29 protein-coding genes, 1 other RNA gene and 1 pseudogene are annotated in these 23,053 nt (G+C 64.4%); 15 read left to right on the plus strand and 16 right to left on the minus strand.

All coding sequences use genetic code 11. The annotated features are described in order from the left end of the window. Positions 1–1,170, plus strand: coding sequence for an acyl-CoA dehydrogenase family protein (locus LI72_RS11220; protein WP_033925916.1), 1,170 nt, complete (start codon positions 1–3; stop codon positions 1,168–1,170). Positions 1,171–1,369: 199 nt separating this feature from the next. Here LI72_RS11220 and LI72_RS11225 read toward each other — a convergent pair whose 3' ends face one another. Then, the gene (locus tag LI72_RS11225; RefSeq protein ID WP_033925917.1) at positions 1,370–1,873 is read right to left on the minus strand and encodes a sterol desaturase family protein; all 504 of its coding nucleotides are present in this window, start codon (positions 1,871–1,873) and stop codon (positions 1,370–1,372) included. 143 nt (positions 1,874–2,016) lie between these two features. On the opposite strand from LI72_RS11225, the gene leuC reads away from it, so the two are divergent. The 8 genes from leuC to grxD all read left to right on the plus strand — a co-directional run bounded on the left by leuC (position 2,017) and on the right by grxD (position 7,209). Beyond that, positions 2,017–3,444: a 3-isopropylmalate dehydratase large subunit gene (gene leuC / locus LI72_RS11230; RefSeq protein WP_033925918.1), complete on the plus strand. Its 1,428-nt coding sequence runs from the start codon at positions 2,017–2,019 to the stop codon at positions 3,442–3,444. 73 nt (positions 3,445–3,517) lie between these two features. After that, positions 3,518–4,357 carry an N-acyl homoserine lactonase family protein gene (locus tag LI72_RS11235; protein ID WP_033926320.1) on the plus strand — a complete coding sequence of 280 codons (840 nt, stop codon included), beginning with the start codon at positions 3,518–3,520 and terminating at the stop codon, positions 4,355–4,357. Positions 4,358–4,362: 5 nt separating this feature from the next. After that, entirely contained in the window at positions 4,363–4,548 is a 186-nt protein-coding gene (locus LI72_RS11240) for a hypothetical protein (RefSeq protein WP_033925919.1), read from the plus strand. Then, positions 4,535–5,128: a 3-isopropylmalate dehydratase small subunit gene (gene leuD, locus LI72_RS11245; RefSeq protein ID WP_033925920.1), complete on the plus strand. Its 594-nt coding sequence runs from the start codon at positions 4,535–4,537 to the stop codon at positions 5,126–5,128. Before LI72_RS11240 ends, leuD begins: the two co-directional genes overlap by 14 nt. A gap of 64 nt (positions 5,129–5,192) precedes the next feature. Beyond that, complete coding sequence (locus tag LI72_RS11250; protein ID WP_033925921.1) at positions 5,193–6,188, plus strand: NADPH:quinone oxidoreductase family protein; 996 nt, start codon at positions 5,193–5,195, stop codon at positions 6,186–6,188. Between the two features lie 90 nt (positions 6,189–6,278). Further along, positions 6,279–6,605 (plus strand): DUF1476 domain-containing protein, encoded by a 327-nt coding sequence (locus LI72_RS11255; protein WP_033925922.1) that lies wholly within the window; start codon positions 6,279–6,281, stop codon positions 6,603–6,605. Between the two features lie 3 nt (positions 6,606–6,608). After that, positions 6,609–6,842 carry a BolA family protein gene (locus LI72_RS11260; protein WP_033925923.1) on the plus strand — a complete coding sequence of 78 codons (234 nt, stop codon included), beginning with the start codon at positions 6,609–6,611 and terminating at the stop codon, positions 6,840–6,842. A gap of 34 nt (positions 6,843–6,876) precedes the next feature. Continuing rightward, positions 6,877–7,209 carry a Grx4 family monothiol glutaredoxin gene (grxD, locus tag LI72_RS11265; RefSeq protein WP_033925924.1) on the plus strand — a complete coding sequence of 111 codons (333 nt, stop codon included), beginning with the start codon at positions 6,877–6,879 and terminating at the stop codon, positions 7,207–7,209. 114 nt (positions 7,210–7,323) lie between these two features. On the opposite strand, the gene rarD is transcribed toward grxD, so the two are convergent. Together rarD and LI72_RS11275 are read right to left on the minus strand one after the other, a co-directional pair. After that, positions 7,324–8,232 carry an EamA family transporter RarD gene (gene rarD / locus LI72_RS11270; protein ID WP_052129742.1) on the minus strand — a complete coding sequence of 303 codons (909 nt, stop codon included), beginning with the start codon at positions 8,230–8,232 and terminating at the stop codon, positions 7,324–7,326. Positions 8,233–8,241: 9 nt separating this feature from the next. Beyond that, positions 8,242–8,463 (minus strand): hypothetical protein, encoded by a 222-nt coding sequence (locus LI72_RS11275; RefSeq protein WP_033925925.1) that lies wholly within the window; start codon positions 8,461–8,463, stop codon positions 8,242–8,244. A gap of 190 nt (positions 8,464–8,653) precedes the next feature. Here LI72_RS11275 and LI72_RS11280 point away from each other — a divergent pair, with 190 nt between their 5' ends. Next, positions 8,654–9,037, plus strand: a complete 384-nt coding sequence (locus tag LI72_RS11280; protein ID WP_033925926.1) for a glycine zipper 2TM domain-containing protein — start codon at positions 8,654–8,656, stop codon at positions 9,035–9,037. A gap of 89 nt (positions 9,038–9,126) precedes the next feature. Here the strand turns inward: LI72_RS11280 and LI72_RS11285 are convergent, their stop codons facing one another. Further along, on the minus strand, positions 9,127–9,423 hold the full coding sequence (locus LI72_RS11285) for a hypothetical protein (protein WP_033925927.1): 297 nt from the start codon (positions 9,421–9,423) through the stop codon (positions 9,127–9,129). Positions 9,424–9,452: 29 nt separating this feature from the next. Then, positions 9,453–9,986, minus strand: a complete 534-nt coding sequence (locus LI72_RS11290) for a J domain-containing protein (RefSeq protein WP_033925928.1) — start codon at positions 9,984–9,986, stop codon at positions 9,453–9,455. A gap of 249 nt (positions 9,987–10,235) precedes the next feature. Here LI72_RS11290 and LI72_RS11295 point away from each other — a divergent pair, with 249 nt between their 5' ends. After that, a complete protein-coding gene (locus tag LI72_RS11295; protein WP_033925929.1) occupies positions 10,236–10,427 on the plus strand; it encodes a hypothetical protein in 192 nt (63 codons plus the stop codon). A gap of 44 nt (positions 10,428–10,471) precedes the next feature. Here LI72_RS11295 and rnpB read toward each other — a convergent pair. The 10 genes from rnpB to LI72_RS11340 form a co-directional block, all read right to left on the minus strand. Continuing rightward, positions 10,472–10,873: RNase P RNA component class A (rnpB, locus tag LI72_RS19105), an RNA gene on the minus strand. 37 nt (positions 10,874–10,910) lie between these two features. Further along, on the minus strand, positions 10,911–11,546 hold the full coding sequence (locus LI72_RS11300) for an N-acetylmuramoyl-L-alanine amidase (RefSeq protein ID WP_231562473.1): 636 nt from the start codon (positions 11,544–11,546) through the stop codon (positions 10,911–10,913). 67 nt (positions 11,547–11,613) lie between these two features. Next, positions 11,614–12,531: a DMT family transporter gene (locus tag LI72_RS11305; RefSeq protein WP_231562474.1), complete on the minus strand. Its 918-nt coding sequence runs from the start codon at positions 12,529–12,531 to the stop codon at positions 11,614–11,616. 103 nt (positions 12,532–12,634) lie between these two features. After that, positions 12,635–13,504, minus strand: coding sequence for a CheR family methyltransferase (locus LI72_RS11310; protein WP_033925931.1), 870 nt, complete (start codon positions 13,502–13,504; stop codon positions 12,635–12,637). Beyond that, on the minus strand, positions 13,501–14,595 hold the full coding sequence (locus tag LI72_RS11315; RefSeq protein WP_081984951.1) for a chemotaxis protein CheB: 1,095 nt from the start codon (positions 14,593–14,595) through the stop codon (positions 13,501–13,503). The genes LI72_RS11310 and LI72_RS11315 overlap by 4 nt, the downstream gene beginning before the upstream one ends. A gap of 28 nt (positions 14,596–14,623) precedes the next feature. After that, positions 14,624–14,989: a response regulator gene (locus LI72_RS11320; RefSeq protein WP_033925933.1), complete on the minus strand. Its 366-nt coding sequence runs from the start codon at positions 14,987–14,989 to the stop codon at positions 14,624–14,626. A 110-nt stretch (positions 14,990–15,099) separates the two neighbouring features. After that, positions 15,100–15,534, minus strand: coding sequence for a chemotaxis protein CheW (locus LI72_RS11325; RefSeq protein WP_033925934.1), 435 nt, complete (start codon positions 15,532–15,534; stop codon positions 15,100–15,102). Beyond that, positions 15,531–17,909 carry a chemotaxis protein CheA gene (locus LI72_RS11330; protein WP_033925935.1) on the minus strand — a complete coding sequence of 793 codons (2,379 nt, stop codon included), beginning with the start codon at positions 17,907–17,909 and terminating at the stop codon, positions 15,531–15,533. The genes LI72_RS11325 and LI72_RS11330 overlap by 4 nt, the downstream gene beginning before the upstream one ends. Positions 17,910–18,004: 95 nt before the next feature. Then, on the minus strand, positions 18,005–18,655 hold the full coding sequence (locus LI72_RS11335) for a histidine phosphotransferase family protein (protein WP_033925936.1): 651 nt from the start codon (positions 18,653–18,655) through the stop codon (positions 18,005–18,007). A gap of 145 nt (positions 18,656–18,800) precedes the next feature. After that, positions 18,801–19,211 (minus strand): M67 family metallopeptidase, encoded by a 411-nt coding sequence (locus LI72_RS11340; protein ID WP_033925937.1) that lies wholly within the window; start codon positions 19,209–19,211, stop codon positions 18,801–18,803. A gap of 16 nt (positions 19,212–19,227) precedes the next feature. On the opposite strand from LI72_RS11340, the gene LI72_RS11345 reads away from it, so the two are divergent. The 4 genes and pseudogenes from LI72_RS11345 to LI72_RS20485 all read left to right on the plus strand — a co-directional run. Next, on the plus strand, positions 19,228–20,181 hold the full coding sequence (locus LI72_RS11345; protein ID WP_033925938.1) for an RluA family pseudouridine synthase: 954 nt from the start codon (positions 19,228–19,230) through the stop codon (positions 20,179–20,181). Positions 20,182–20,257: 76 nt separating this feature from the next. Beyond that, a complete protein-coding gene (gene rpoH, locus LI72_RS11350) occupies positions 20,258–21,163 on the plus strand; it encodes an RNA polymerase sigma factor RpoH (protein WP_033925939.1) in 906 nt (301 codons plus the stop codon). A gap of 182 nt (positions 21,164–21,345) precedes the next feature. Further along, positions 21,346–21,741 (plus strand): NADH:ubiquinone oxidoreductase subunit NDUFA12, encoded by a 396-nt coding sequence (locus LI72_RS11355; RefSeq protein ID WP_033925940.1) that lies wholly within the window; start codon positions 21,346–21,348, stop codon positions 21,739–21,741. A 248-nt stretch (positions 21,742–21,989) separates the two neighbouring features. Beyond that, positions 21,990–22,172, plus strand: a pseudogene (locus LI72_RS20485) (DUF2155 domain-containing protein); the annotation flags it as partial. A 35-nt stretch (positions 22,173–22,207) separates the two neighbouring features. On the opposite strand, the gene aat reads toward LI72_RS20485, so the two are convergent. Then, positions 22,208–23,035, minus strand: a complete 828-nt coding sequence (aat, locus tag LI72_RS11360) for a leucyl/phenylalanyl-tRNA--protein transferase (RefSeq protein ID WP_033925941.1) — start codon at positions 23,033–23,035, stop codon at positions 22,208–22,210. Between the last annotated feature and the right edge of the window lie 18 nt (positions 23,036–23,053).

Consider the following 23,053-nt stretch of genomic DNA (forward strand, 5'->3'; position numbering starts at 1 on the left):
ATGCAACCACTCGAAAGCATCCAGCCTCTTGGCCATGCCATTTCTATTTTGCTGCCCGGCATTGCCGCGCGGGCGGACGAGATCGAGGCGGCGCGGCGGCTGCCTGCCGATATCGCGCAACAGATGGCGAATGCCGGGGCGTTCAACATCCTTCGGCCACGCAGCCTGGCGGGGCTCGAGCTGTCGCCGATGGACATGATGGGCGTATTGCACGCGATCGCCCGGGCAGAGGCGAGCGCGGGCTGGTGCGCGATGATCGGATCGACCACCGCGCTCAACGCCGCCTATCTCGCGCACGATGTCGCGAGGGAAATCTATTCCGACCCACATTCGATCACCGGCGGCGTGTTCGCGCCGATGGGCCGCGCCGATGACATGGGTGATCATTATGTCGTCTCGGGCCGCTGGCAATGGGGATCGGGCAGCGCCAATTGCGACTGGTTGTCGGGCGGGGCGATGATCTTCAAGGACGGCGAACTGCAGCGCTTCGAAAACGGTGCGCCCTATCACCGGATGATGATGTTCCCCGCCGATCAGGCCGAGTTGCTCGATACCTGGCATGTGATGGGGATGAAAGGCACCGGCTCGGGCGATTTCACGGTCAAGGACATCAAGGTGCCCAAGGAGCGCAGCGTCTCGCTGATCGCCGACAAGCCGGTCGAGCAGGGGCCGCTCTACCAGTTCCCGATCTTCGGGCTGCTGGCCTTGGGCGTGGCGTCAGTGGCGCTGGGCAATGCGGCGGGCGCGATGGACGAGATCAGGGCGCTCGCCCGCGCCAAGAAGCCGCAGGGCGGACAGCGCAGCCTCGCCGAACGCGGCGTGGTGCAGACCGAACTGATGCGCGCCGAGGCAAAGCTGGGCGGGGCGGAAGCGTATCTGCGCGAAAGCGTGGAAAAATGCTGGGACGGCGCGACGACGCGCGGCGAGCTTTCTGCCGATGAACGTGCGCTGCTGCGTCTGGCCGCGACCTTCGCGACCGAAACCGCAGCTGATGTCGCCAAGACCGCGTTCACCATTGGCGGCGGCAGCGCGGTCTACATGACCAGCAACCTGCAACGCCGCTTCCGCGATGCGCATGTCGCCACGCAGCATATCGCGACGGCGAGCAGCGTCTATGAGCTTGTCGGGCGCGTGTCGCTGGGTTTGCCGACCGATATGGCGATGCTGTGAGGGCGGGAGCGAGGCCTGCAACAGGCTCAGGCTGAGCGGGCTTGGGTGCTAATTCGCCTTTTTGTCCAAGCCATTCAGCACCTTCCGCTCAGCCTGAGCCTGTCGAAGGCCCCGCGCAGTCGGCTGCCGAACAAGGATGACCCCTCCCATCTCTCCGCCATCGAGGGGTAGGGCTTTAGCTAATGTTCAAGAACGGGGCTCAAGCCGCTCCGACCGAATCACGCACGACGGCGATCCCGGCCTCGCGCTGGCGCTTGAGTTCCTGCTTCAACTTGATCGGGTCCTCGGCGACGATGAAGCCGAAGCTCACCCCGCCTTCCTTGCCGATGGTCGCGTGGTGCAGCTTGTGCGCCTGGACCAGACGCTTGGCGTAACCGCTCTTGGGCACCCAGCGGAAATAGCGCTGATGCACCAGCCCGTCGTGGATCAGCGTGTAGATCGCGCCATAGATCATCACGCCGATGCCCATCCAGGTCGCCGGTTCCCACAGCCAGGCACCGATGATGAACAGGCTGATCGAGATGGCCGATCCCACGATGGCGTAGAGGTCGTTCTTCTCGAAGGTGTTGTTGTGCGGTTCGTGATGGTCGCGGTGCCAGTCCCAGCCCCAGCCGTGCATCACATATTTGTGGCTCCACCACGCCACGAATTCCATGAACGCGACCGAAGCGACAACGATGCCGAGATTGATGAGGGCTTGCATGGTCTTAGAATAGGCGCATTCGCATGCCGATTGAAGAGGGCATATTGTCCTGGTTGCAAAGGCAACCAAATCCGCGCTGGATTTGCCTTTCCGCTTCTGCCAATCGGCCTGCAAAGATCGGTCCATAAGGGGTAATTTGCGCGATGGCTCAGGCAAAAACGCTCTACGAGAAAATCTGGGATGCGCATGTCGTCGATCAGCGCGACGATGGCACCGCGATCATCTTCATCGACCGGCATCTCGTGCACGAAGTCACCAGCCCGCAGGCGTTCGAAGGCCTGCGCATCGCCGGCCGCAAGGTACGCCGGCCCGATCTGACGCTCGCCGTACCCGATCACAACGTGCCCACCACCGCGCGGGTCGATGCTGCGGGCAAGCGTATTCCGATCGCCGATCCTGAAAGCCGCGCGCAGCTCGAGGCGCTGGAGCGCAACGCGCCCGCGTTCGGCGTGCCCTATATCGATGCGACCGACATTCGTCAGGGCATCGTCCATGTCATCGGGCCCGAGCAGGGCTTTACGCTGCCCGGCTGCACGATGGTGTGCGGCGACAGCCACACCGCCGCGCACGGCGCGCTGGGAGCCCTTGCCTTCGGCATCGGCACCTCGGAGGTCGAGCATGTGCTGGCAACCCAGACGCTGCAGCTCAAGCGGTCGAAGTCGATGGAGATCCGCGTCGAGGGTGATCTGCCTGCTGGCGTCAGCCCCAAGGACCTGATCCTGCACATCATCGGCCAGATCGGCGCGGCTGGCGGCACCGGCCATGTCATCGAATATCGCGGCCGCGTGTTCGAACAGATGTCGATCGAGGGACGGCTGACCATTTCCAACATGTCGATCGAGGCAGGCGCGCGCGCCGGTCTGATCGCGCCCGATGATGCGACCTTCGCTTATCTCGAAGGCCGCCCGATGGCGCCCAAGGGGGCCGACTGGGATGCAGCGGTAGCCTATTGGCGCACGCTCAGGACCGATGACGGCGCGGTGTTCGACAAGAGCGTCGTGATCAACGCCGCCGATGTCGCGCCTTCGGTCACCTGGGGCACCAGCCCGGAAGATGTCGTCCCGATCACCGGCAGCATCCCGGACCCTCAGAGCTTTGCCGATGCTTCCAAGCGCGCCGCCGCGCAGAAATCGCTCGACTATATGGGCCTGTCCGCGGGCACGCCGCTGACGCAGGTTCCTGTCGAGCATGTCTTCATCGGCAGCTGCACCAACAGCCGCATCGAGGATCTGCGCGCCGCCGCCGCCGTGCTCAAGGGGCGGCGCAACGCCCCGGGCATCAAGTCGGCTCTGGTCGTGCCGGGATCCGGCCTGGTCAAACGCCAGGCGGAAGAAGAGGGCCTCGACCGCATCTTCATCGAAGCCGGCTTCGAATGGCGCGAGCCGGGTTGCTCGGCGTGCCTGGGCATGAACCCGGACAAGGTGCCGGCAGGCGAACGCTGCGCCTCGACCTCCAACCGCAATTTCGTCGGCCGCCAGGGGCCCGGTGCGCGCACGCATCTGGTGTCGCCCGCGATGGCGGCCGCCGCCGCGGTGACCGGACGGCTGAGCGATGTGCGCGAATTGATGTGATGGGATGAGGCCGGTTGCCGTCGCCGTGTCGATGGCAGCCGATGGCCAGGTTCGGGATGGAAGGGGAAACGTGATGCGCCGGTTGATGACCTATCTCGCTATGGCCACGGGCCTGGGGCTCGCCAGCCCCGCCGCAGCCCAGCAGGCCGAAGTGAAGCTCTGGCGGCTCGATTGCGGGTCGGTCGCGGCCAACGATCTCAATGCCTTTTCGGACACCAAGGCCTATACCGGCCAGTCGAAGCGGCTCGCCAGCAGCTGCTATCTGATCCAGCATGGAGCGGACTATCTGCTGTGGGATACCGGGCTTCCCGCCGCGATGAAGGGCAAGCCGCTCGACCCCAAGGCTGCGATGGATGCCACGGTGACGGCCACCATCAAGGAGCAGCTGGCAGAACTCAAGGTCGATCCGGCGCAGATCAAATATGTCGGGGTCAGCCATTATCATTTCGACCATATCGGTCAGCTGGGCGAATTTCCCGGTGCAACCTTGCTGGTCGGCAAGCCCGACTGGCAGGTGGTGACCACCGATCCCGCCAGCTATGGCGCAGACCCCAAGCCGTTCGAACCCTGGATCAAGGGTGGCAGCAAGGTGGAAACGGTCGCGAACGACAAGGACATCTTTGGCGATGGATCGGTGACCATGCTGCGCCTGCCGGGGCACACTCCCGGGCATAACGGGCTGCTGGTGCGGCTGAAGACCAAGGGGCCGGTGCTTCTGACCGGCGATCTGGCGCATTTCAAAGAGAATTACGCGAGCAATGGCGTGCCGACTTTCAATTTCGACCGGGCGCAAACGCTGGCTTCGCTTGACCGGTTCAAGAAACTGGCCGACAATCTCAAGGCAAAGGTGATCATTCAGCACGAGCCGGCTGATATCAAGAAGTTGCCGGCCTTTCCCCAAGCGGCGGAGTAACGAACGTGACCAAGGACAAGAAGAGCGGCTGGTCGAACCAGGCGATGGCCGGCGCGGCGGTGGGGTCAGCAGCGCTCGCTGCCGCCCTGCTGTATGTCGGCAAGCAGTTTGCCAAGCCCAAGGCGGATGCGCCTGCCAAGCCCGAAGAGCCGGGTGCCGAAGCGACCGAGGGTCCCCATGCAACCGATTGAGCGTGTCGAGGGACGGGCCATCCCCTTTGGCCGCAAGAATGTCGATACCGATATCATCATCTCGGCGCAGTGGCTGAAGACGATCAGCCGCGAAGGCCTGGGCAAGGGCGCATTCGAAACGGTGCGGGCCGAGCCCGGCAACGTATTCGACGATCCCGAATTCGCAGGCGCGCCGATCCTGATCGCTGGCGACAATTTCGGCTGCGGCTCGAGCCGCGAGCACGCGGCCTGGGCTCTCACTGATCTGGGCATCCATGCGGTGATCGCTCCCAGCTTTTCCGACATTTTCGCCAGTAATGCCTTCAAGAACGGCATTCTGACCGTGGTGCTGCCGCAAGAGGCCGTCGACCGGTTGATGGAGGTCGCGGCGAGCGATCCGATCCATATCGATCTGGAAAGCCAGTCGGTGACCACCCCGTTCCAGGACCGGTTCACCTTCGATATCGACCCGTTCCGCAAGACCTGCCTGATGCAGGGGCTGGACGAGATCGGCCTGACTCTAGGCAAGGCCGACGCGATCAGCGCCTATGAGGCCAAGGCGCGCGCAGAACGGCCCTGGCTGGTGCCCGCAGCGGCGTGAATGGCCCTGCTCCCGCAAGGTCGGGAGCGCGAACAAACCCAATCAAAAAAATGGAGAGAGCCTGATGAAAGCCCTTTTGTCGAATGCGCCCGGTGGTCCCGATACGCTGGCCATGACCGAAGTCGATACCCCGGTTGCCGGCCCCGGCGAGCTGCTGGTGGCGGTCAAGACGTGTTCGATCAACTTCCCCGACGCACTGATCATCAAGGACATGTATCAGCTGAAACCCCAGCGCCCGTTCGCGCCGGGCAGCGAAATCGCAGGAACCGTCGAGGCGGTGGGCGAGGGCGTCACCGGCTGGTCGGTCGGCGACCGGGTGATCGCGGGCACGGGCTTTGGCGGGCTGGTCGAAAAGAAGGTCGTGGCCGCCGCAGGCGCGTACAAGCTGCCCGAACAGTTCAGCTTTGAGCAGGGCGCATCGTTGCTAATGACCTATGGCACCTCGATCCACGCGCTCAAGGACCGCGGCCACATCAAGCCCGGCGATACCCTGCTGGTGCTGGGTGCGGCAGGCGGCGTCGGTCTTGCTGCCGTTGAGCTCGGCAAGGCCTATGGCGCGCGCGTCGTGGCCGCAGTGTCGAGCGAGGACAAGGCCAAGGCTGCGCGCGAATCGGGCGCGGACGAGGTGGTGGTCTATGCCCGCCAGCCGTTCGACAAGGATCAGTCCAAGGCGCTGGCGAATGCGTTCAAGGATGCGGTCGGCCCCCATGGCGCAGACATCGTCTATGACGCGGTCGGCGGCGATTACAGCGAGCCTGCGGTGCGCGCGATGGCCTGGGAAGGGCGCTTTCTGGTGGTCGGCTTCCCCGCCGGGATTGCCAAGCTGCCGCTCAATCTGACCTTGCTCAAGAGCTGCGATGTCTGCGGCGTGTTCTGGGGCGCCTTCGCCGCCCGCGAGCCGCAGCGCAACGCTGCCAACATCGCCGAATTGTTCGATCTGTGGGCGGCGGGCAAGATTTCGCCGCGCATCTCGGAAACCTTCAGCTTCGAAAACGCGCCCCAGGCGATTGCCCGGCTTGAAAATCGCGAGGCAATCGGCAAGCTTGTAGTGACGATGTGACCAACGGATTCATGCGGTTTGGCGCTTGCCGCTAGGGCGCACTGCCCCTATGCGCTAACGCCAGACCTGCATGACCAACAAGGGGCCGACATGAACAGTTTCACTGATCGCGAACGCGCGTTCGAAGCCAAGTTTGCAGCCGATGAAGACCTTCAGTTCCGCATCACCGCGCGGCGCAACCGCCTGCTCGGCCATTGGGCCGCACAGCAGATGGGGCTGACCCCCGAAGAAACCGAAGCCTATGCCAAGTCGGTCGTTCAGGCCGATTTCGAGGAAGCGGGCGATGAAGACGTCATCCGCAAACTGCTGGGCGATCTGGTCTCCGCCGGTGTCGATATCGACGAATTGGGTGTTCGAACCGCGCTGGAAGCCAAGATGGCCGAAGCGCGCCGCCAATATATCGAAGAGGCGAACTGAGCCATGCCGATGCATGCCGCCGATATCGAGGCGTTGATCAAGGCGGGCATTCCCGATGCCGAGGTCACGATCACCGATCTGGCGGGCGATGGCGACCATTATGCGGCGCATGTCGTGGCGGAAAGTTTCCGCTCGCTGTCGCGCGTTGCCCGGCAGCGCGCCGTCTATGCCGCACTGGGCGGCAGGATGGGCGGAGAACTGCACGCCTTGCAACTGACCACGGCGCTTCCCAGCTAATTGGCATGATCTGCATATTCACGGAGCTGAACCCATGACCGACACCGCACACGCGCGCATCGCCGAAATCGTCAAAGCCAATGACGTCCTGCTGTTCATGAAGGGCACGCCGCTGTTCCCGCAGTGCGGATTTTCGAGCAAGGCGATCGCCATTCTCGACCATCTGGGCGTCGATTACGAGAGCATCGATGTCCTGCAGGACATGGAAATCCGCCAGGGCATCAAGGAATTCTCCGACTGGCCGACCATTCCGCAGCTCTATGTGAAGGGCGAATTCATCGGCGGATCGGACATCATGATGGAAATGTTCGAAGCCGGTGAGCTTCAGACGCTGATGCAGGAAAAGGGTCTCGTTTCGGCGGGCTGAGGCTTTTCGGATCACTCTTTAGGCGGCACCCTTGCGCAGGCGGGGGTGCCGTTTTGCTGTGTATCGCCTGCGCGGCAGCGGCCTTGTGCGCGCGCGAAGACGCGGGGCCCGGTATCAGGCCGTCCGCTGCGCCAGCCGCGCTGCCCTTGATCGCCGCACCCCATCCAGGCAGAAGACCACCACGGCGCTCCAGATCAGCGCGAAGCAGATCGCATGGGCGCGGGTAAAGGGCTCGTCATATACGAAAACGCCCAGCACGAACTGGATGGTGGGGCCAATGAACTGGATGAACCCCAGGGTCGACAGCGGCATCTTGCGCGCCGCGCTGGCAAACAGCAGCAACGGGACCGTGGTCATCACGCCGCCGGCGACCAGGAATGCATCGGTATAGCCTGAATGGCCGAAGCCCGGTGTCGGGTCGTACAGCGCCGCCCAGATCGCATAGCCCATCGCAACGGGCAGCATCAGCGCGGTTTCGCAGGCAAGACCGGGCAAGGAGCCGACCGGGGCCATCTTGCGGACCATGCCGTACAGCCCGAATGACAGCGCCAGCGACAGGCTGATCCAGATCGAGGCCAGCGACTCGCTGGCCAGCACCAGCACGCCGGCTGCCGCCAGCGCGATCGCGATCAACTGTGTCCGGTTCATCCGCTCGCTGAAGAAGACCACGCCCAGCGCGACATTGACCAGCGGGTTGATGTAATAGCCCAGGCTGCCCGCGAGGATATGCTGGTTGGTAATCGCCCAGATGTAGATCAGCCAGTTGGCGGCGATCAATGTCGTGCTGGCGAGCATGAAGCGCCGGGTGCGCGGATCGGTGATCGCGGTCCGGAATTCGCCGAGGCTCTTGCGGGCCCACAGGATCGCCAGCACCAGCAGCACCGACCACATCACGCGGTGCGCGACGATTTCCGCCGGGGATATGCCCTGCAACTGTTTGAAGAACAGCGGCATGAAGCCCCAGATGGTATAGGCGCCCACCGCTTCGGGCAGGCCCTTCAGTCGCTGTGTCTCACCGCTCATCGCGGCCGGTTAAAGGATGCCGCCGCCCAGCGATAGCCGAATAATGCAGACCACCAGCACCACCAGGCACAAATTGCGGCCTGTGTTGCTGCTCGACAGAAAGCCCAGCAGCACGCCCACCAGCGCGATCGGAACGATCAGCCAGTTGAGCGCGCCCAGCAGCGGGATGAAGGCGGGGATGGCGAGCAGCAGCGCGACGATCCCGATGAGGATGGAAAGAATGTTCAGCATGTGTCTTATATGGATAAGACAGCTTCCGGTTGCAAGCGATTTCACGGTTCATCGCGCGCCAGGCTCGGCTGGACCCCATAAGGGGCGGATTCGGCATCGTTGTACTCTGTTCATGAAACCGGGGGCGGGGATGAATGTTGTTAGCATTGAGCCGGGCCAAACGCCCGGAGCAATTAGTGGAGATACCATCATGTTGACCCTTGCCCTTGCCAGCGCCGCTGCTTTTCTGAACCCGGCCCCCTCGGCCCCGGCGGCCCTTCCCGTTTCGACCAACTTCTATTCGCAGGACGTCGCGCAGTTCGACCGCGGCGAACGCCGTGCCTATCGTGAAGGCCGCCGCGACGCCCGTCGTCAGGCACGCTACGAAGGCCGCTACTGGCGCGGTGACGATGGCCGCTATCGCTGCAAGCGCAGCAACGGTACCACCGGCCTTCTGGTTGGCGCTGGCGTCGGCGCGCTGCTCGGCAACGAGATCGCAGGTCGCGGCGACAAGACGCTCGGTGCGGTTGTCGGTGGCCTCGGCGGTGCAGCCGCTGGCCGTGCGATCGATCGCAGCCGGGTCAGCTGCCGCTAAGGCCTGACCTGCACTCATCAGGCACCTACCCTGCCCAATGCGAAGGGCCTCTTCCGGCAACGGAAGGGGCCCTTTTGCTGTGCGTCAGATCAGGTGACGAGGTCTTCGGCCAGCCGATCGATATCGGCATCGCCGCGCACGATGCGCCAGCTGTCCGGGTGGCGGGTATCGATCAGTACCACGCCCTTCTTGGGGCAGATGTCGACGCACGGCACCTCGATCACTCCCAGCCGGGCCTTGCGGCCCTTGCCGGCAGGCAGTCGCCGCTTGAGCGCCTTGGCGAGCGAGGGATCACCTTCGGGGCCGAAGCTGGCCTTGGCCCGCTTCTGGCATTTCTTGCACACGAGAATGGCATGCGACCAGTTGGCGCGGATTTCGGTTTTCATGGGGAGCAGATAGGGGCCGGGAGAGGCGATTACACGCCTTTCCAAGTCTTTCTTTCCTCGGCGCTGCGCAGCACCGCATAAGCCGCCTGGATCGCCTGGAACCTCTGGGCGGCGTCCTTGTCGTTCTGGTTGGTATCGGGATGGTTGGCCTTTGCGAGGCGGCGATAGGCCTTCTTGATCTCGTCGAACTCGCTGTGTGCGTTGCATTCCAGCACATCGAGCGCGCGCATCTCGTCGCGCGAGCGGCTGCCGTCGCCCGAACCAGCCCATTCGTTGAACACCGATTCGCGATAGCCCGATGTATCGCGCTTTTCCTCGGCGGCGCGCGCCGCAGCCTCTTCCTTGTCGAGCCCGGCAAAATAGTCCCAGCCCTGGTTGTATTCGGCGGCGTGCTTCTCGCAGAAATACCAGCGATCCGGGCTGTTGGGCGATTTGGGCGCGGGACAGTTGCCTGCCTCGTTGCAGCCATGCCGATCACAGATCCGCACCGCCTGCGCCTCGCGCGAAGACCCATAGCCTCGCCAGCGGGGAAAGCCCCAGTCGGTGGATCGTCTGCCTGCCATGGGTGGCATTTAGCTACCGTGAGGGCTTACGGCTAGCCCCCTGGTGGTGAAGCGAAGCGCGGAAGGGGTCGTGGTTTCCGCCCGCCCGTGAACATCGCGGCCTGGCATCCGGGACCTGGCCGGTACGGGTCCTTCATCGCTCCCCCATGTCGTTTGTCGAACGCTAAGGGTCTTGAAAGCATTCCGCGGCTATCCATCTCGCGTCTGCAGCATAGATTGCATATCAAGACGTTTCAGGGATTTGTCGTAATGAGCCGCCAGCTGATGTTCTCCGCCATGCTCTCGATCGCCATGATGGCGACGTTCGTGCTGGGTTCGCAGGCCTATGCCGGCGGCGATGCGGCGCAGGATTTCGCGCAGTGCGATCTTGAGGAACTGGAACAGTCGCCCGCCGCCATCGATTATTCGGTGCCGTCGAAGCTGGTGCTCGCCTCGCTCTGAGGGTCGCCCGGGATGCGCGCCGCATCGCGCCATCATTCGCAAAAATTGCCAGAGGGTCTGTAAGCCGGGTTCTGTCCTGACGGTTTCCCGCCATGGGCAGCCATTCCTCTAGGCGGGGCATTGCTGCACCGCTCAAGCAACCAACCCGGGCGGCAAGGGGCCGAAACTCCCCTGGGACGCGCCGTTGCAAGCAACAGCCGTATCGCCAAATCCGCCCCTATTCGGTCTTGCTCCGGATGGGGTTTACCATGCCGCGAACCCTTGCGGGCCGCGCGGTGCGCTCTTACCGCACCCTTTCAATGTTACCGGGCCGAAGCCGTGGGCAACCTGCTTTCTGTTGCACTGTCCCTGGGGTCGCCCCCGCCGGGCGTTACCCGGCATCCCTGTTTCGTGGAGCCCGGACTTTCCTCGCGTCATTGCTGACCCGCGGCTGCCCGACCCTCTGGCAGCCGAGGCCCTAGCGGCGAAATGCGGTGAGCGCAATCAGCGGTAACGGCCAGCGTCGCGGTCGAGCAGCAGCGAGAACAGGATCGCGCGGCATTCGCCATCGATCTCGCCGGTAATCGTGCCGGGGCGCCAGCGCCGCTGGAAAGCGGTGGTGGCGGCGCGGCCATCGGAAATGTCATAGCCGAAGCGTTCGAGTGCCAGCAGGAACGCGCCGTCGCTCCAATAGGGGTCGACCAGCCGTCCGTCGGGTATTGGCAGCGCCAGCCGCACGCGCGCCAGCCTCTGCCAGTCGAACAGCTCGCCCGGGTCCTGCTTGCGCGCGGGCGCGACATCGCTGTGGCCCACGACATTGGCGCGCGGAATGCCGTGCCGCTCGACAATGTCGGCTACCAGCGGGATCAGCGCCGACATCTGCTCGTCGGGAAAGGGGCGATAGCCGAATTCATGGCCGGGATTGACGATCTCGATGCCGATGCTCGCGCTGTTGACGTCCTTGATGCCGCGCCAGTGCGCACGGCCCGCATGCCAGGCGCGGTTGGCCTCGTCGACCATGCGGATGATCTGGCCGTCTTCGGTCACGACATAATGTGCAGAGACCTTGGAGGCGGGGTTGGCCAGCCAGTCGATCGCGGAAGGCGCGTCCTGCATGCCGGTATAATGCAGCACCAGCATGGTGATCGGCAGGGTGCGTTCGTCGAAATTCGGCGACGGGGTGTCGATCAAGATCCAGTTCCTTCCGTCAAGATCTTGTCCCCTCCTTCATCAGCCGTGCCTCGGCCAGCATCCGCGAGCGCTGCGCGTTGCGGATCGCCACGATAGAGACGCCGAGCAACGCGATCAATCCACCTGCAATCATCAGCGGGGTCAGCGGCGTGCCGAACCACCAGGTGGCAAAGGCGACCGAGATGACCGGGGTCGGAATGGTGAGCGGGCTGACGGTGGAGACGCTGTGCCGCTGCAGCAGCCACACCATCGCGCCATGGCCGCCGATGCTGGACCCCAATGCGGCGTAGATCGTCCAGGCATAGGTTTCCATGCTGAGATCCGGCAGCATCGCCATGCCATTGGGCTCCAGCAGCAGCGCAAAGGGCAGGATCACCAGCGATCCGATCAGCCCCAGCCAGCCGCTGATGTTGAGCACGCCGATGCCCCCAAGATTTCGCTGGATCAGCGTTGCAATCGCCCAGATCAGCGATCCGCAGGCAGAGATGGCGATGGCGGGCAGTTCGCCTGCAACCTTGGGATCGAACACCAGCAGCACGACCCCGAACAGCGCCAGGATAATGCCGATCAAGCGCGGAATGCCAATTTTTTCCTTGAGGAAGATGACCGCGAGAATCAGCGAGAAGGGAACGCCCAACTGACCGGCAATGGCAAGTGCGCTGATATTGGTGCTGACCTTGAGCGAAACGCCGACCGCGACATAGAACAAGCCGCCGCTCAGGACCCCGAGCACGGCAATCAGCCGCATGCGGCCCGGCACGATACGCAGGAACGGCAGGCAGACGAGTGCGACGATCGCCTGCCGCAGAAACGCCGCAGGCAGCGCGCCGGCGCTGTCGACCGCGGATTTCATCGCGATGATATTGAAGCCCCAGAGCAGCATCATCGCCACGGCGACCGCCCAGTCGAGACGGCCAAAGCCCCGTTCGGGCACGTCGGTCAAGGACGAATCAGGCTGCATGCCCGCGGACATACGGCAAATGCTGCTACAGAACAGCTATTTGCTGCGTCTGCGAACAGATGGCTGGTCAAAATGATCAGGCAAAGGGTGCGGGCAGCGCCGAAAGTCCGGTGCGGCCCGGCACGGCCTTGCAGTAAAGCCCCCGCATCTCGCGCGTGGCGGAGAACTGATCGGTCTGGCCCAGCACGGATTCGGCGGCACCCAGCATCAGCAGGCCGTCATCCTCCAGCGAACGTTCCAGCTTGGCATAGGCAATCGCGCGGGTCTCGGGGCCGAAATACATCAGCACGTTGCGGCATAGCACAATGTCGAACCTGCCGAGGTCGCTGCGCGGCTTCAGGATGTTCTCCTGCTCGAACCGGACCATCTTCTGGATGGCGGGGTCGATCACCCAGTCTTCGCCGTCCTGCGCAAAATAGCGCAGCATATAGTCGACCGAAAGGCCGCGCTGGATTTCGAACTGGCTGTAGCGCCCGGCCCTGGCCCGCTCGACCACGGACGTCGAAATGTCGGTGCCGACGATCTCGATCGACCAGCCGGCCCATTTCTCGCGTTCCGTATCGAACAGCATGGCGATCGAATAGGCTTCCTGTCCCGTGGACGAGCCTGCGCACCAGACGCGCAGCGTCTTGCGCTGGGCGCGTCGCTCGCGCAGCATCGGAAATGCCTCCGATCGCAGGGTCGCAAACAGCGCGGTGTCGCGGAAGAAGAAGCTCTCGTTGTTGAGCATCGCCTCGAGCGATTCCTGTAGCAGCGGCTCATTGTCCGGATCGGACAGCACAGCCACCAGCGCATCGAGATCGGGTATGGCATATTGCTTGAGCAGCGGCGCCAGCGCGGTCTGGATGCGCCAATAACGGCTCGGCGCAATCTGCTGGCCGGTCCGGGTTTCCAGCAGTCCCGCCAGAATGCGGGTGGCGCTGGCAGCAGGTTGGGAATGGATCATGCGTCCTCCAGCCAGCAATCGGCCATGAACCGGGCAATGCCGGCAGGGGGCAGGATTACGCTGGCCAGCCCCGCGCGGGCGACCGCGCCGGGCATCCCCCAGATGGTGCTGGACTGCATGTCCTGAACGTAAATGGGGGCGCCTTGTGCCGCGAGGCTGTGGGCGCCGGTGATGCCGTCGCTGCCCATGCCGCTGAGCATGATGCCCGCACCGCTGGCGCCGAAGCATCGGGCAACGGCGTCGAGCATCGGGTCGACCGAAGGCTTGTAGACGGTGTTCGGCCAGTCGCGCAGCAGCGCCATGCGGACCGTGCCATCGCGGCATTCCAGCCCCAGATGCGCATCGCCGGGCGCGCAATAGATATGCCCGCGCTCGAGCGCCCCGCCATGCGTCGCCAGCCGGGCAGGGCGCAGGCCCAGATCGTCGATGTGCCGGGCGAAATGCGGCATGAACTCGGTAGGCAGGTGCTGCGTGATCAGGATCGGCGCCGATATGCGCGGGTCGAGCGCGGTCAGCAGTTCATGGATCGCAGGAATGCCGCCGGTGGAGGACCCGATCGCGATGCAGCGCAAGGGGCAGGGTGCGCGGGCAGGGCGGGCCAGCACCACCGGCACCGGCTCGCGGCGCGTCTGGCGGGCCTCGGCCAGCAGCCGCAGGCGGGCATGGAAGGCGGTGACGAAATCCTGCGGGTAGAACTGGCGGTCGGGCTTGGCCAGCGTATCGCTGGCCCCCAGAGCCAGCGCCTTGATCTGGACAGGCGCCCCATCGCCGCAATGCGACGAGAGCACCAGGACGCGGGCATGGCCACTGGCGGCCAGCAGGTCGGGCAGCGCGTCGAGACCGCTGCGGTCGGGCATTTCGATGTCGAGGACGATGATGTCGACGGGATGGTCGGCAAGATAGGCCAGCGCTGCTGCGGCGGACGCCATGCTGGCAGCGATTTCGAAGCCGGGCAGGTTTTCGACGATCCGCTGGATGATGGAGCGCGCGACAAGGCTGTCGTCGACAATCAGCACCCGGCTGGCCGCGCCAAAGGCTTCAGTCCCCTGCGGGCCTGGCCGGGCGACGGCGACTTGCCTCGACCCTGTCATGCTCTCTTGATCCTCCCGCCGCTGATGGTCAGGCGCAGCCGACAATCTGCAATTTGCTGTGCAGCGTTTCGCGGTCGAACGGCTTCATCACATATTCGTCGGCACCCGCCTCGATCGCCGCCTGGATATGGCCGCGTCCATTTTCGGTGGTGCAGAAAACGACCTTGGGAACGGTGCCGCCCTCGATCTGGCGCAGCGCGCAAAGGAATTCCATTCCGCCCATGACCGGCATGTTCCAGTCGAGCAGGACGACATCGGGCATGGCACGGCCGCACTGGTCCAGCGCCTCGCTGCCATCGGCAGCTTCGGAGACGGAAAAATCAAGCGTTTCAAGGATGTGCCGCGCAACCTTGCGGATCACCTTGCTGTCGTCGACAACCAGACACGTTTTCATTGAAGCGGCCTCCCTGCGGCATGGTTGCCACGGGCCGATCTTATGGCCCATTGGTAATCAGCAGCTTAACGGCGCGGCCTTTGCGGCCAACCGATCCATCATGGGGCTTTTCAGGCGGCGCGCCGGGTGGCGGGATTGACCAGATATTCGGGATCGATCAGCAGATAGGTGTCGTCGTTCACCTGCAGCAGGGCATGGCCGATCTCGCTCCATCCGGCGGGGAGCTGACCCGGCAGCGGGATCGCCTGCGACCGGATCTGGATCACGTCCAGCACCTCGTCGACCAGCAGGCCATAGGAACAGCCGCCGATATTGACCACGATCGCGGGCTGGCCGGGAACCAGATCGACCGGCTCTCCGGTCACGAAATACTGGCAGTCGATCAGCGTCAGCACGCGGCTGCGCAATGCGAACAGCCCGGAGATGAACGGCGCGGCCGATGGCACCGGGACCGATTCGCGGACCTTGACGACACTGTCGATCTGGTTGGTGGGCAGCGCCACGCTTTCGCCTGCAATCACGGCGATCAGATAGAGATCCTTCATGCGACGTGCCTTTGCTGGCCGGCGATCAGGCGGCCGAGCAATGCCGCACGATCGTAGCGGTAGATCGTGTTGCTGTCGGCGTTGGCGCTACCGATCGAATCGCTCAGCCGGATGATCTGTCCGCGCAGGCTGGCCGGAGCGGGAGCACCGTCACCCACGATGATGCAGATGGCAGCCTCCCCGTCGTCGTCGAAATCGCCATCGACCAGGATCGGCCGATAGCCAGCGGCAGCGACCAGAGGCGCCAGGATATTGCGCGTCCAGGCATCGTCCTGGCCGATCAGGCGGCACGCGGGACGTTCCGATTCGGGCGGCACGCCGGCCAGCGTACTGAACAGCCAATGCGCATCGAGCACCTCGAGCTGCATGTCATCGACCAATGCGATGCCGCCGACCAGCCCGGGCTGGGCAACCGGCTCGACTTTGGCAGGCAGCCGCACGATGTCGATCACGTCCTCCACCGCATAGAGCACCTGCAGGCGTCCATCGGTGAGGTGCAGCAGCTTGACGAATTCGTCGGCCGGAACAGCGTTGAGGCCGATCACCGGGCGGCTTTCGCCGTCGATGCTCAGCCGCACCTGGCCGCCAGCCACCGCAAGCCGCTGGGTCGCGACGTCTTCCACGCGCTCGACCGCGGTTAGCGCGATCAGGCGCAGATCGCCGCTCGCCTCGCGGAACAGCAGCGCCGAACTGCGCTCGGCGACCGCCGCTGTCTGCCCGTCGCCAGCCATCGGCTCGTCCAGGCGGACCATTTCGTTCAAGCGGGCGCGATGGGCGAGGCCCAGGGGATCGAGCAGCAGCATCGGCCGCCCGTTGTCCGGCAGGGTGGTTCCGGCATACAGGCCGTCGGCCATGATGACCGGGGCGCCGGGGCGCACGACCAGTTCTTCATGATCGATCACCGCTTCCACCGCCAGCGCATAGCGCAGGTCCGATGCAGCGTTGACCGTGATGATGGTGCGATAGCTGGCGGCGGGGTTCGGCTCCATCGCCAGCCCCAGCAGCGTTTCCAGCGCGACATAGGGCAGGCATTCGCCGCGAATATGGGCCAGATCGCAACCGCCGACCTGCTGGATGCGGACCTGGCTGTTGGTGTCGAACAGGATCTCGCGGATCGCCGATCGCGGCATCGCGAACTCCTGGCCACCGGCGCGAACCGTCAGGCACGGGATGATGGTCAGCGTCAGCGGCACGCGCAGGATAACGCGCAGACCCTTGCCGGGATTGTTCTCGAGGTCGATCGATCCACCAATGCGCTCGATGTTCGACCGCACCACATCCATGCCGACGCCGCGGCCGGAGATGGCGGTCACCTCGTCGGCGGTGCTCAGCCCGGGTGCGAAGATCAGTTCCAGCCGCGCCCGCTCGCTCAGCGCGTTGATCTCGGCCGTGCTGCGCGCCTTGGAGGTCAGCGCGCGCGAGACCAGCTTGTCGGTGTCGATGCCCTGGCCGTCATCGGCGATCTCGATCAGGATCTGGTTGCCCGACTGGCGGGCGGAAATGCTGAGGCGGCCCATCTGAGGCTTGCCCAGCTTCAGGCGTGCGGCGGGCGTTTCGATACCATGGTCGATGGCGTTGCGGATGATATGGGTGAGCGGGTCGCGGATCATCTCGATCATCTCGCGATCGAGCTCGACATTGTTGCCCGAGGTGCGCAGATCGACCTGCTTGCCAAGGTCAGCACACAGATCGCGCACCAGCCGCGGCAGCGGAGAGAAGATGCGCTCGATACGCTGCATCCGCGTCTGGCCGATGGCATCGCGCATGTCCGCGATGCACGCGGAAAGCCGCTCGAACGCGTTTTCCAAAGTCGCGCCGTTCTGCTCGTCGCGCAGGCACCGGGCGACCTCGTTGCGCGCCAGCACCATGTCGGACACGCCGTTCATCAGATGATCGATCAGATCAAGCGGTACCCGGATCGATCGGATCGCCGCCTGCCGACGCGCATGGCTTCTGGCATCCTCGCTCACCGGCGTGGCGGTGGCATCAGGGGCATCCGGCTTGTCGTCCCGCAGCCTCAACGCGGCGATCAGGTCGGCATCGGTTCCGTCGGGCAAGGCATCGCCGGTTTCCATGACGACGATCAGTTCGCCGATCCGGTCGATCACGGCCAGCACGGCATCGACCAGCGGCGCGGAAGCCTCGCGCCTGCCGTCACGCACCTGCGCCAGCACATCTTCGGCAGCATGGCTCAGGCGCTCGAAGCGCGGCAGGTTGAGAAACCCGCAGCTGCCTTTCACCGTGTGGACGAAGCGGAAGATGCTCGCCAACCGCTCGCTGTCCTGCGGGTTCTGTTCCCACAGCACAAGCTCGCTGGCCAACGCGTCCAGCGTTTCCCGGGTCTCCGCAATAAATTCCTGTACCAGGTCGTCCATCGTCACCGTCCGCAAGCGCTGGGAGACGGTGTGCGCCGGATATGGTTAAGATCACGTTGCGCCGCTCGCAGGAGAGCGGTCAAAGTTCTGCGTGATCAGACGCTGAGCGTGGCGCCGATGATGAGCGATTCGGGGGTCGCTGCCAGCTGGATGGTGCCGCCATTGGCGCGCGTGATCCGTTCGATCATATAGGCCGGCGCCGTGCGCGGACTCAGCGGTCCGCTGCCGATCATGCCCTGCAGCGTGGCGGCCAGCGCCTCGTCGATCACCACCTTGGGGCCGGTGGCATTGACCGCGATCTCGCAGGTTCCGCCCTGTTCCTCGGCCGCGATGATCAACTGGCCGCCGCGCACTAGGCCATCCAGGCCGATCAGCGCCAGGTTGAGCAGCACCTTGACCGCAGGCTTTGCGAGCATCGCGGTGGGGACGTGCCACTGCAGTTCGATGCGCGGCTTGTCCGCCACCAGGCCCTCGATCAGCTGGCGCGGTTCGTTGACGTCGACCTTGTCGCCAAAGCCGCCGGCAGCGCCAAAGGCGAGACGGAAGAACTTGAGCTTGCTGGCCGAGGCCCGGGCGCTGTCGGAGAGAAGTTCGATGCAGCGCGCGCGCATTTCCGGATCGGTCTCGTCGGCCAGCAGCTCCAGGCCGTTGTTCATTGCGCCAATCGGGCTCAGCAGATCATGGCACAGGCGCGAGCAGAGCAGGCTGGCGAGTTCGATTTCTGACAGGTCCGTGGAACTGGGCATAAGCGGGGGCTGGCCTTTGTGGCGTAAGGAAGAATGTGGTCGTGCAGAGCGGCGCAAAGGCCGGCTTGCGCCGATGTGGCGAAAAGGCCGCACAGGTTCAAGCTTTAATGCGGCGCAAAGCCGTGGCTATGGCGGATGGTGGCTGTTATCCGTCCGACAGGCGCAGCGCAACCGGATCGAACGCGCCATGCAGCGCGCCGCCGGAGACCGCCCGCCAGGCCGTGATCTCGCCGCCCGCAATGATCAGCCAAAGCCGCCCGTCGGCAGCCGCGCTGGCAGCATCGCGCGGCGATGGCGCGCTGCGGCCATTGGGATGCGAATGATAATGGCCGATCAGCCGCTTGCCGCCCTGGCGCATCGCGCGTTCCGCCGCGATCAGGGTGGCTGGGTCGATCTCGAAACCGGTCGCAGGATCGTCTGCCACATTGGGGCAGGCCTGGACCGTCTCGATCGCCCCGTCGCTGCCCAGCAGCAGGCCGCAGCATTCGACCGGATGCGTCGCTGCGGCGTGCGCAAGCAGCTGGGCGTGGAGCGCGCTTGAAAGCAGGACCGGCATCGGCCAGAGGATAGCGATGAATCCAGCGCAATCCAGTGTCACCGGAACAATCCCCGACGCCGTCGCGGGCCAGCGGCTGGATGCGGGCCTCGCCGTGGTCGAGCCTGCACTGTCGCGCGAACGGATCAAGGCGCTGATCCGCGCCGGGGCGGTGATGCTGGACGGCAAGCCGCAGACCCGCCCTTCGGTCAAGCTCGTGCCCGGCATGGCCTATGCGATCGCCATTCCGGAAGCGCGGGCGCTCGACACCGAGGCGCAGGATATCGCGCTCGAGATTGTCTATGAGGACAGCGACCTGCTGGTGGTGGACAAGCCAGCCGGGCTGGTCGTGCATCCGGCCGCAGGTCATGCCGATGGCACTTTGGTCAATGCGCTGCTGCACCATTGCGCAGGCCAGCTTTCGGGCATCGGCGGTGTGGCGCGGCCCGGCATCGTCCACCGGATCGACAAGGATACATCGGGGCTGCTGGTGGTCGCCAAGACCGATGCCGCGCACCTGGGGCTGGCGGCGCAGTTTGCCGAACACTCGATCAACCGGCGCTATGTCGCGATCGTCCAGGGGCGGCCCAGTCCTGCAAACGGCACCGTGCGCGGCAATATCGGCCGCAGCGATCACGATCGCAAGAAGATGGCGCTGGTGACGGAAGGGCGCGGCAAGCATGCCGTCACCCACTTTACCAGCGAGGAGAAGCTCTCCGGGGCCACGCGGATCGAGTGCCGGCTGGAGACCGGGCGGACGCACCAGGTGCGCGTCCACATGGCCAGCATCGGCCATGCGCTGCTTGGCGATCCGTTGTATTCGCGCCCGCCCAAGGCGTTGCGCGATCTGTTGAAAGCGGCGGATTTCCGCCGTCAGGCATTGCACGCACAGCGGCTGGGCTTTATACATCCGGTGACTGGATCTGAATGCGACTTTTTTAGTCCGATTCCGGCCGACATGGCGGAACTTTTGGATAGATTGCGTGTTTAGGTTGCAAGTCGAAATGCGATCCCCATGACGGGCGCTCCTTCGAGGCCTGCATAACGGATTGGCAGAAAGGGAAAAAATGAGCGCGACCAGAAGTGTCCCGGCAACCATCCCCGCCCTTGGCGGCGAGGCGAGCCTGAACCGTTACCTCACCGAAATCCGTAAATATCCGCTGCTGAAACCCGAGCAGGAATACATGCTCGCCAAACGCTATCAGGAACATCAGGATCCTGAAGCCGCTGCGCAGCTCGTCACCTCGCACCTGCGTCTCGTCGCGAAGATCGCGATGGGCTACCGCGGCTATGGCCTTCCCGTCAGCGAGCTGATCTCCGAAGGCAATATCGGCCTGATGCAGGGCGTGAAGAAATTCGAGCCCGACCGCGGCTTCCGCCTCGCGACCTATGCGATGTGGTGGATCAAGGCGTCGATCCAGGAATACATCCTGCGCAGCTGGAGCCTCGTGAAGATGGGCACCACCGCGGCGCAGAAGAAGCTGTTCTTCAACCTGCGCCGGATGAAGAACAACCTGCGCGCCTTCGAGGATGGCGATCTCCATCCCGATGACGTGAAGACCATAGCCACCAAGCTGGGCGTGTCCGAGACCGAGGTCGTCAACATGAACCGCCGCATGGCGATGGGGGGCGATGCGTCGCTCAACGTCTCGATGCGCGAGGATGGCGACGGTCAGTGGATGGACTGGCTGACCGACGATACGCCGCTGCAGGATGTCGCCGTGGCCGATGCGCAGGAGGCCGAAATGCGCCATGCGCTGCTTGGTGAGGCGCTGCAGTCGCTGAACGAGCGCGAGCGTCACATTCTCAACGAGCGTCGTCTGGTCGATGACCCCAAGACGCTCGAGGAACTGAGCCAGGTCTATAACGTCAGCCGCGAGCGCGTGCGCCAGATCGAGGTGCGCGCCTTCGAAAAGCTGCAGAAGGCGATGCACCGGCTTGTCTCCGACAAGCAGATGGCGCTGGCTGGCTGAACCCTATTGCCGGGGTGGCGACACCCCGGCGACCCTTATCCCCACGGGTCGCACCTGAGGATCGAAGCGGGATGGCGCTGCCGTCCCGCTTCACTTTTTCGCGCAAGCAATCGCACAGACCGTGGACGTTTGGGTGCAAAACCATCTTCCCCTTTCCGCTGGCAGGCATTAAGCGGGCTCGCATGGGACTATTGGCAAAAATCTTCACCTGGTGGGACGGCGCGACCGTCGGTACGCATCTGTTCAGCGCGCTGAACGGCGAAAAGGTCGGCGAAGACCACCAGGGCAATACCTATTTCCGCTCCAAGCCCAAGAAGGGCCAGAAGGAACGCCGCTGGGTGCTCTACAACGGCGCCAACGATGCGAGCCGCGTGCCGTCCGAATGGCATGGCTGGCTGCACAACAGCTATGATGCGATTCCCGAGAGCCACCTGCCGCCGCCGCGGATCTGGGAAAAGGACTATGTTCCCAACCTGACCGGCACCACCGGTGCCTATCGTCCGGCTGGCTCGCTGGAACGCGGCGGCGTCCGCGCTGCTGCCACCGGCGATTATGAAGCGTGGACGCCCGAGGCGTGACGCGCGGGCGAATCATCGCCATCATCCTTGTTGTCGCTGCGCTCTTCGGGGCGGGCGTCTATGGCGGGTTGCAATATGGCGACCGCCTGTTGCCCTCTGCCAAGCGCGAAACGCCCAAGCGCGCTGCCACGCGCGCTGCCGCCCCACCGCCGATGCAACTGGCCGAGGGCGATGCCACGCCGATGGCCCAACGTGTCGCCACCATTTCCTTCCTGAACAAGCGCAACGGCGAAACGCGCGATATCGAGATGAAACCCGGCGAATCGCGGCGGATCGGCAATGCGATCATCCGCCTGTCCGCCTGCGAGCGCACGGCGCCCTGGGAGCCGGTGCCCGAGACCGGTGCCTTCGTTCAGCTGCTGGTGCAGGACCGCGAGACGCGCTCGTCCGAGCCGGTGTGGAAGCGGGTGTTCTCGGGCTGGGTGTTCAAGGAATCGCCGTCGCTCAACGTCGTCGAGCACCCGATCTATGATGTCTGGGTCAAGAATTGCGCAATGGAATATCCTGGCGAGGAAGCCCCGGTTGCAGAGGAAAGCGGCGCGCCATCCGCTGCCTCCACGGCATCGCCCCCTGCCAATGCCGAAAACCCTGCGACCAGCCCCGAATCTGCTCCCGGGCCCACCACGCCTTCGACCGACACCGAATAAAGCCCCGGCATCACCGGGTGGGGCCGCTGGGCCCGCGGCGGCGCAAAAGGCGAATCGCAGATCGCCTCGTTCAGCAGCTTGAGATACTCGCCCTGCGGCAGCTCGATCGCGCCCATCGACGCCAGATGGGGGGTGATGAACTGGCAGTCGAGCAGGCTGAGGCCACCCTTGCGCATCGCCGCGACCAGCCAGGCCAACGCCACCTTGCTGGCATCGGTCGCGCGGCTGAACATGCTCTCGCCGCAAAAGGCCCGGCCGATCTCGACGCCATAGAGCCCGCCCACCAGATCGTCACCCTGCCAGCATTCGATGCTGTGCGCGCGGCCCTGGCGGTGCAGCGCGATGAAGCTCGCCTCGATCGTGCGGTTGATCCAGGTTTGTTCGCGGCCATCGGCGGATTCGGCGCACATCGCGATGACGCGGGCAAAGGCGCGGTTGCAGGTGACGGTGAACCGGTCCTGGCGAACCACCTTCTTCAAGGACTTGGCAAAGCGGAAGCCATCGAGCGGCAGGATGGCGCGCATTTCGGGTTCGACCCAGAAGACATCGACATCGTCACGAGCATCGGCCATCGGGAAAATGCCGATCGCATAGGCACGCATCAGCATGTTTAAATCGATGGTGACCGGGCCGGGGGTGCCGTGCATGGCTATCAATCTAGGCGC

This window comes from Sphingomonas sp. 35-24ZXX (assembly GCF_000786215.1).
In the GTDB taxonomy this organism is placed as follows: Bacteria; Pseudomonadota; Alphaproteobacteria; order Sphingomonadales; family Sphingomonadaceae; genus Blastomonas.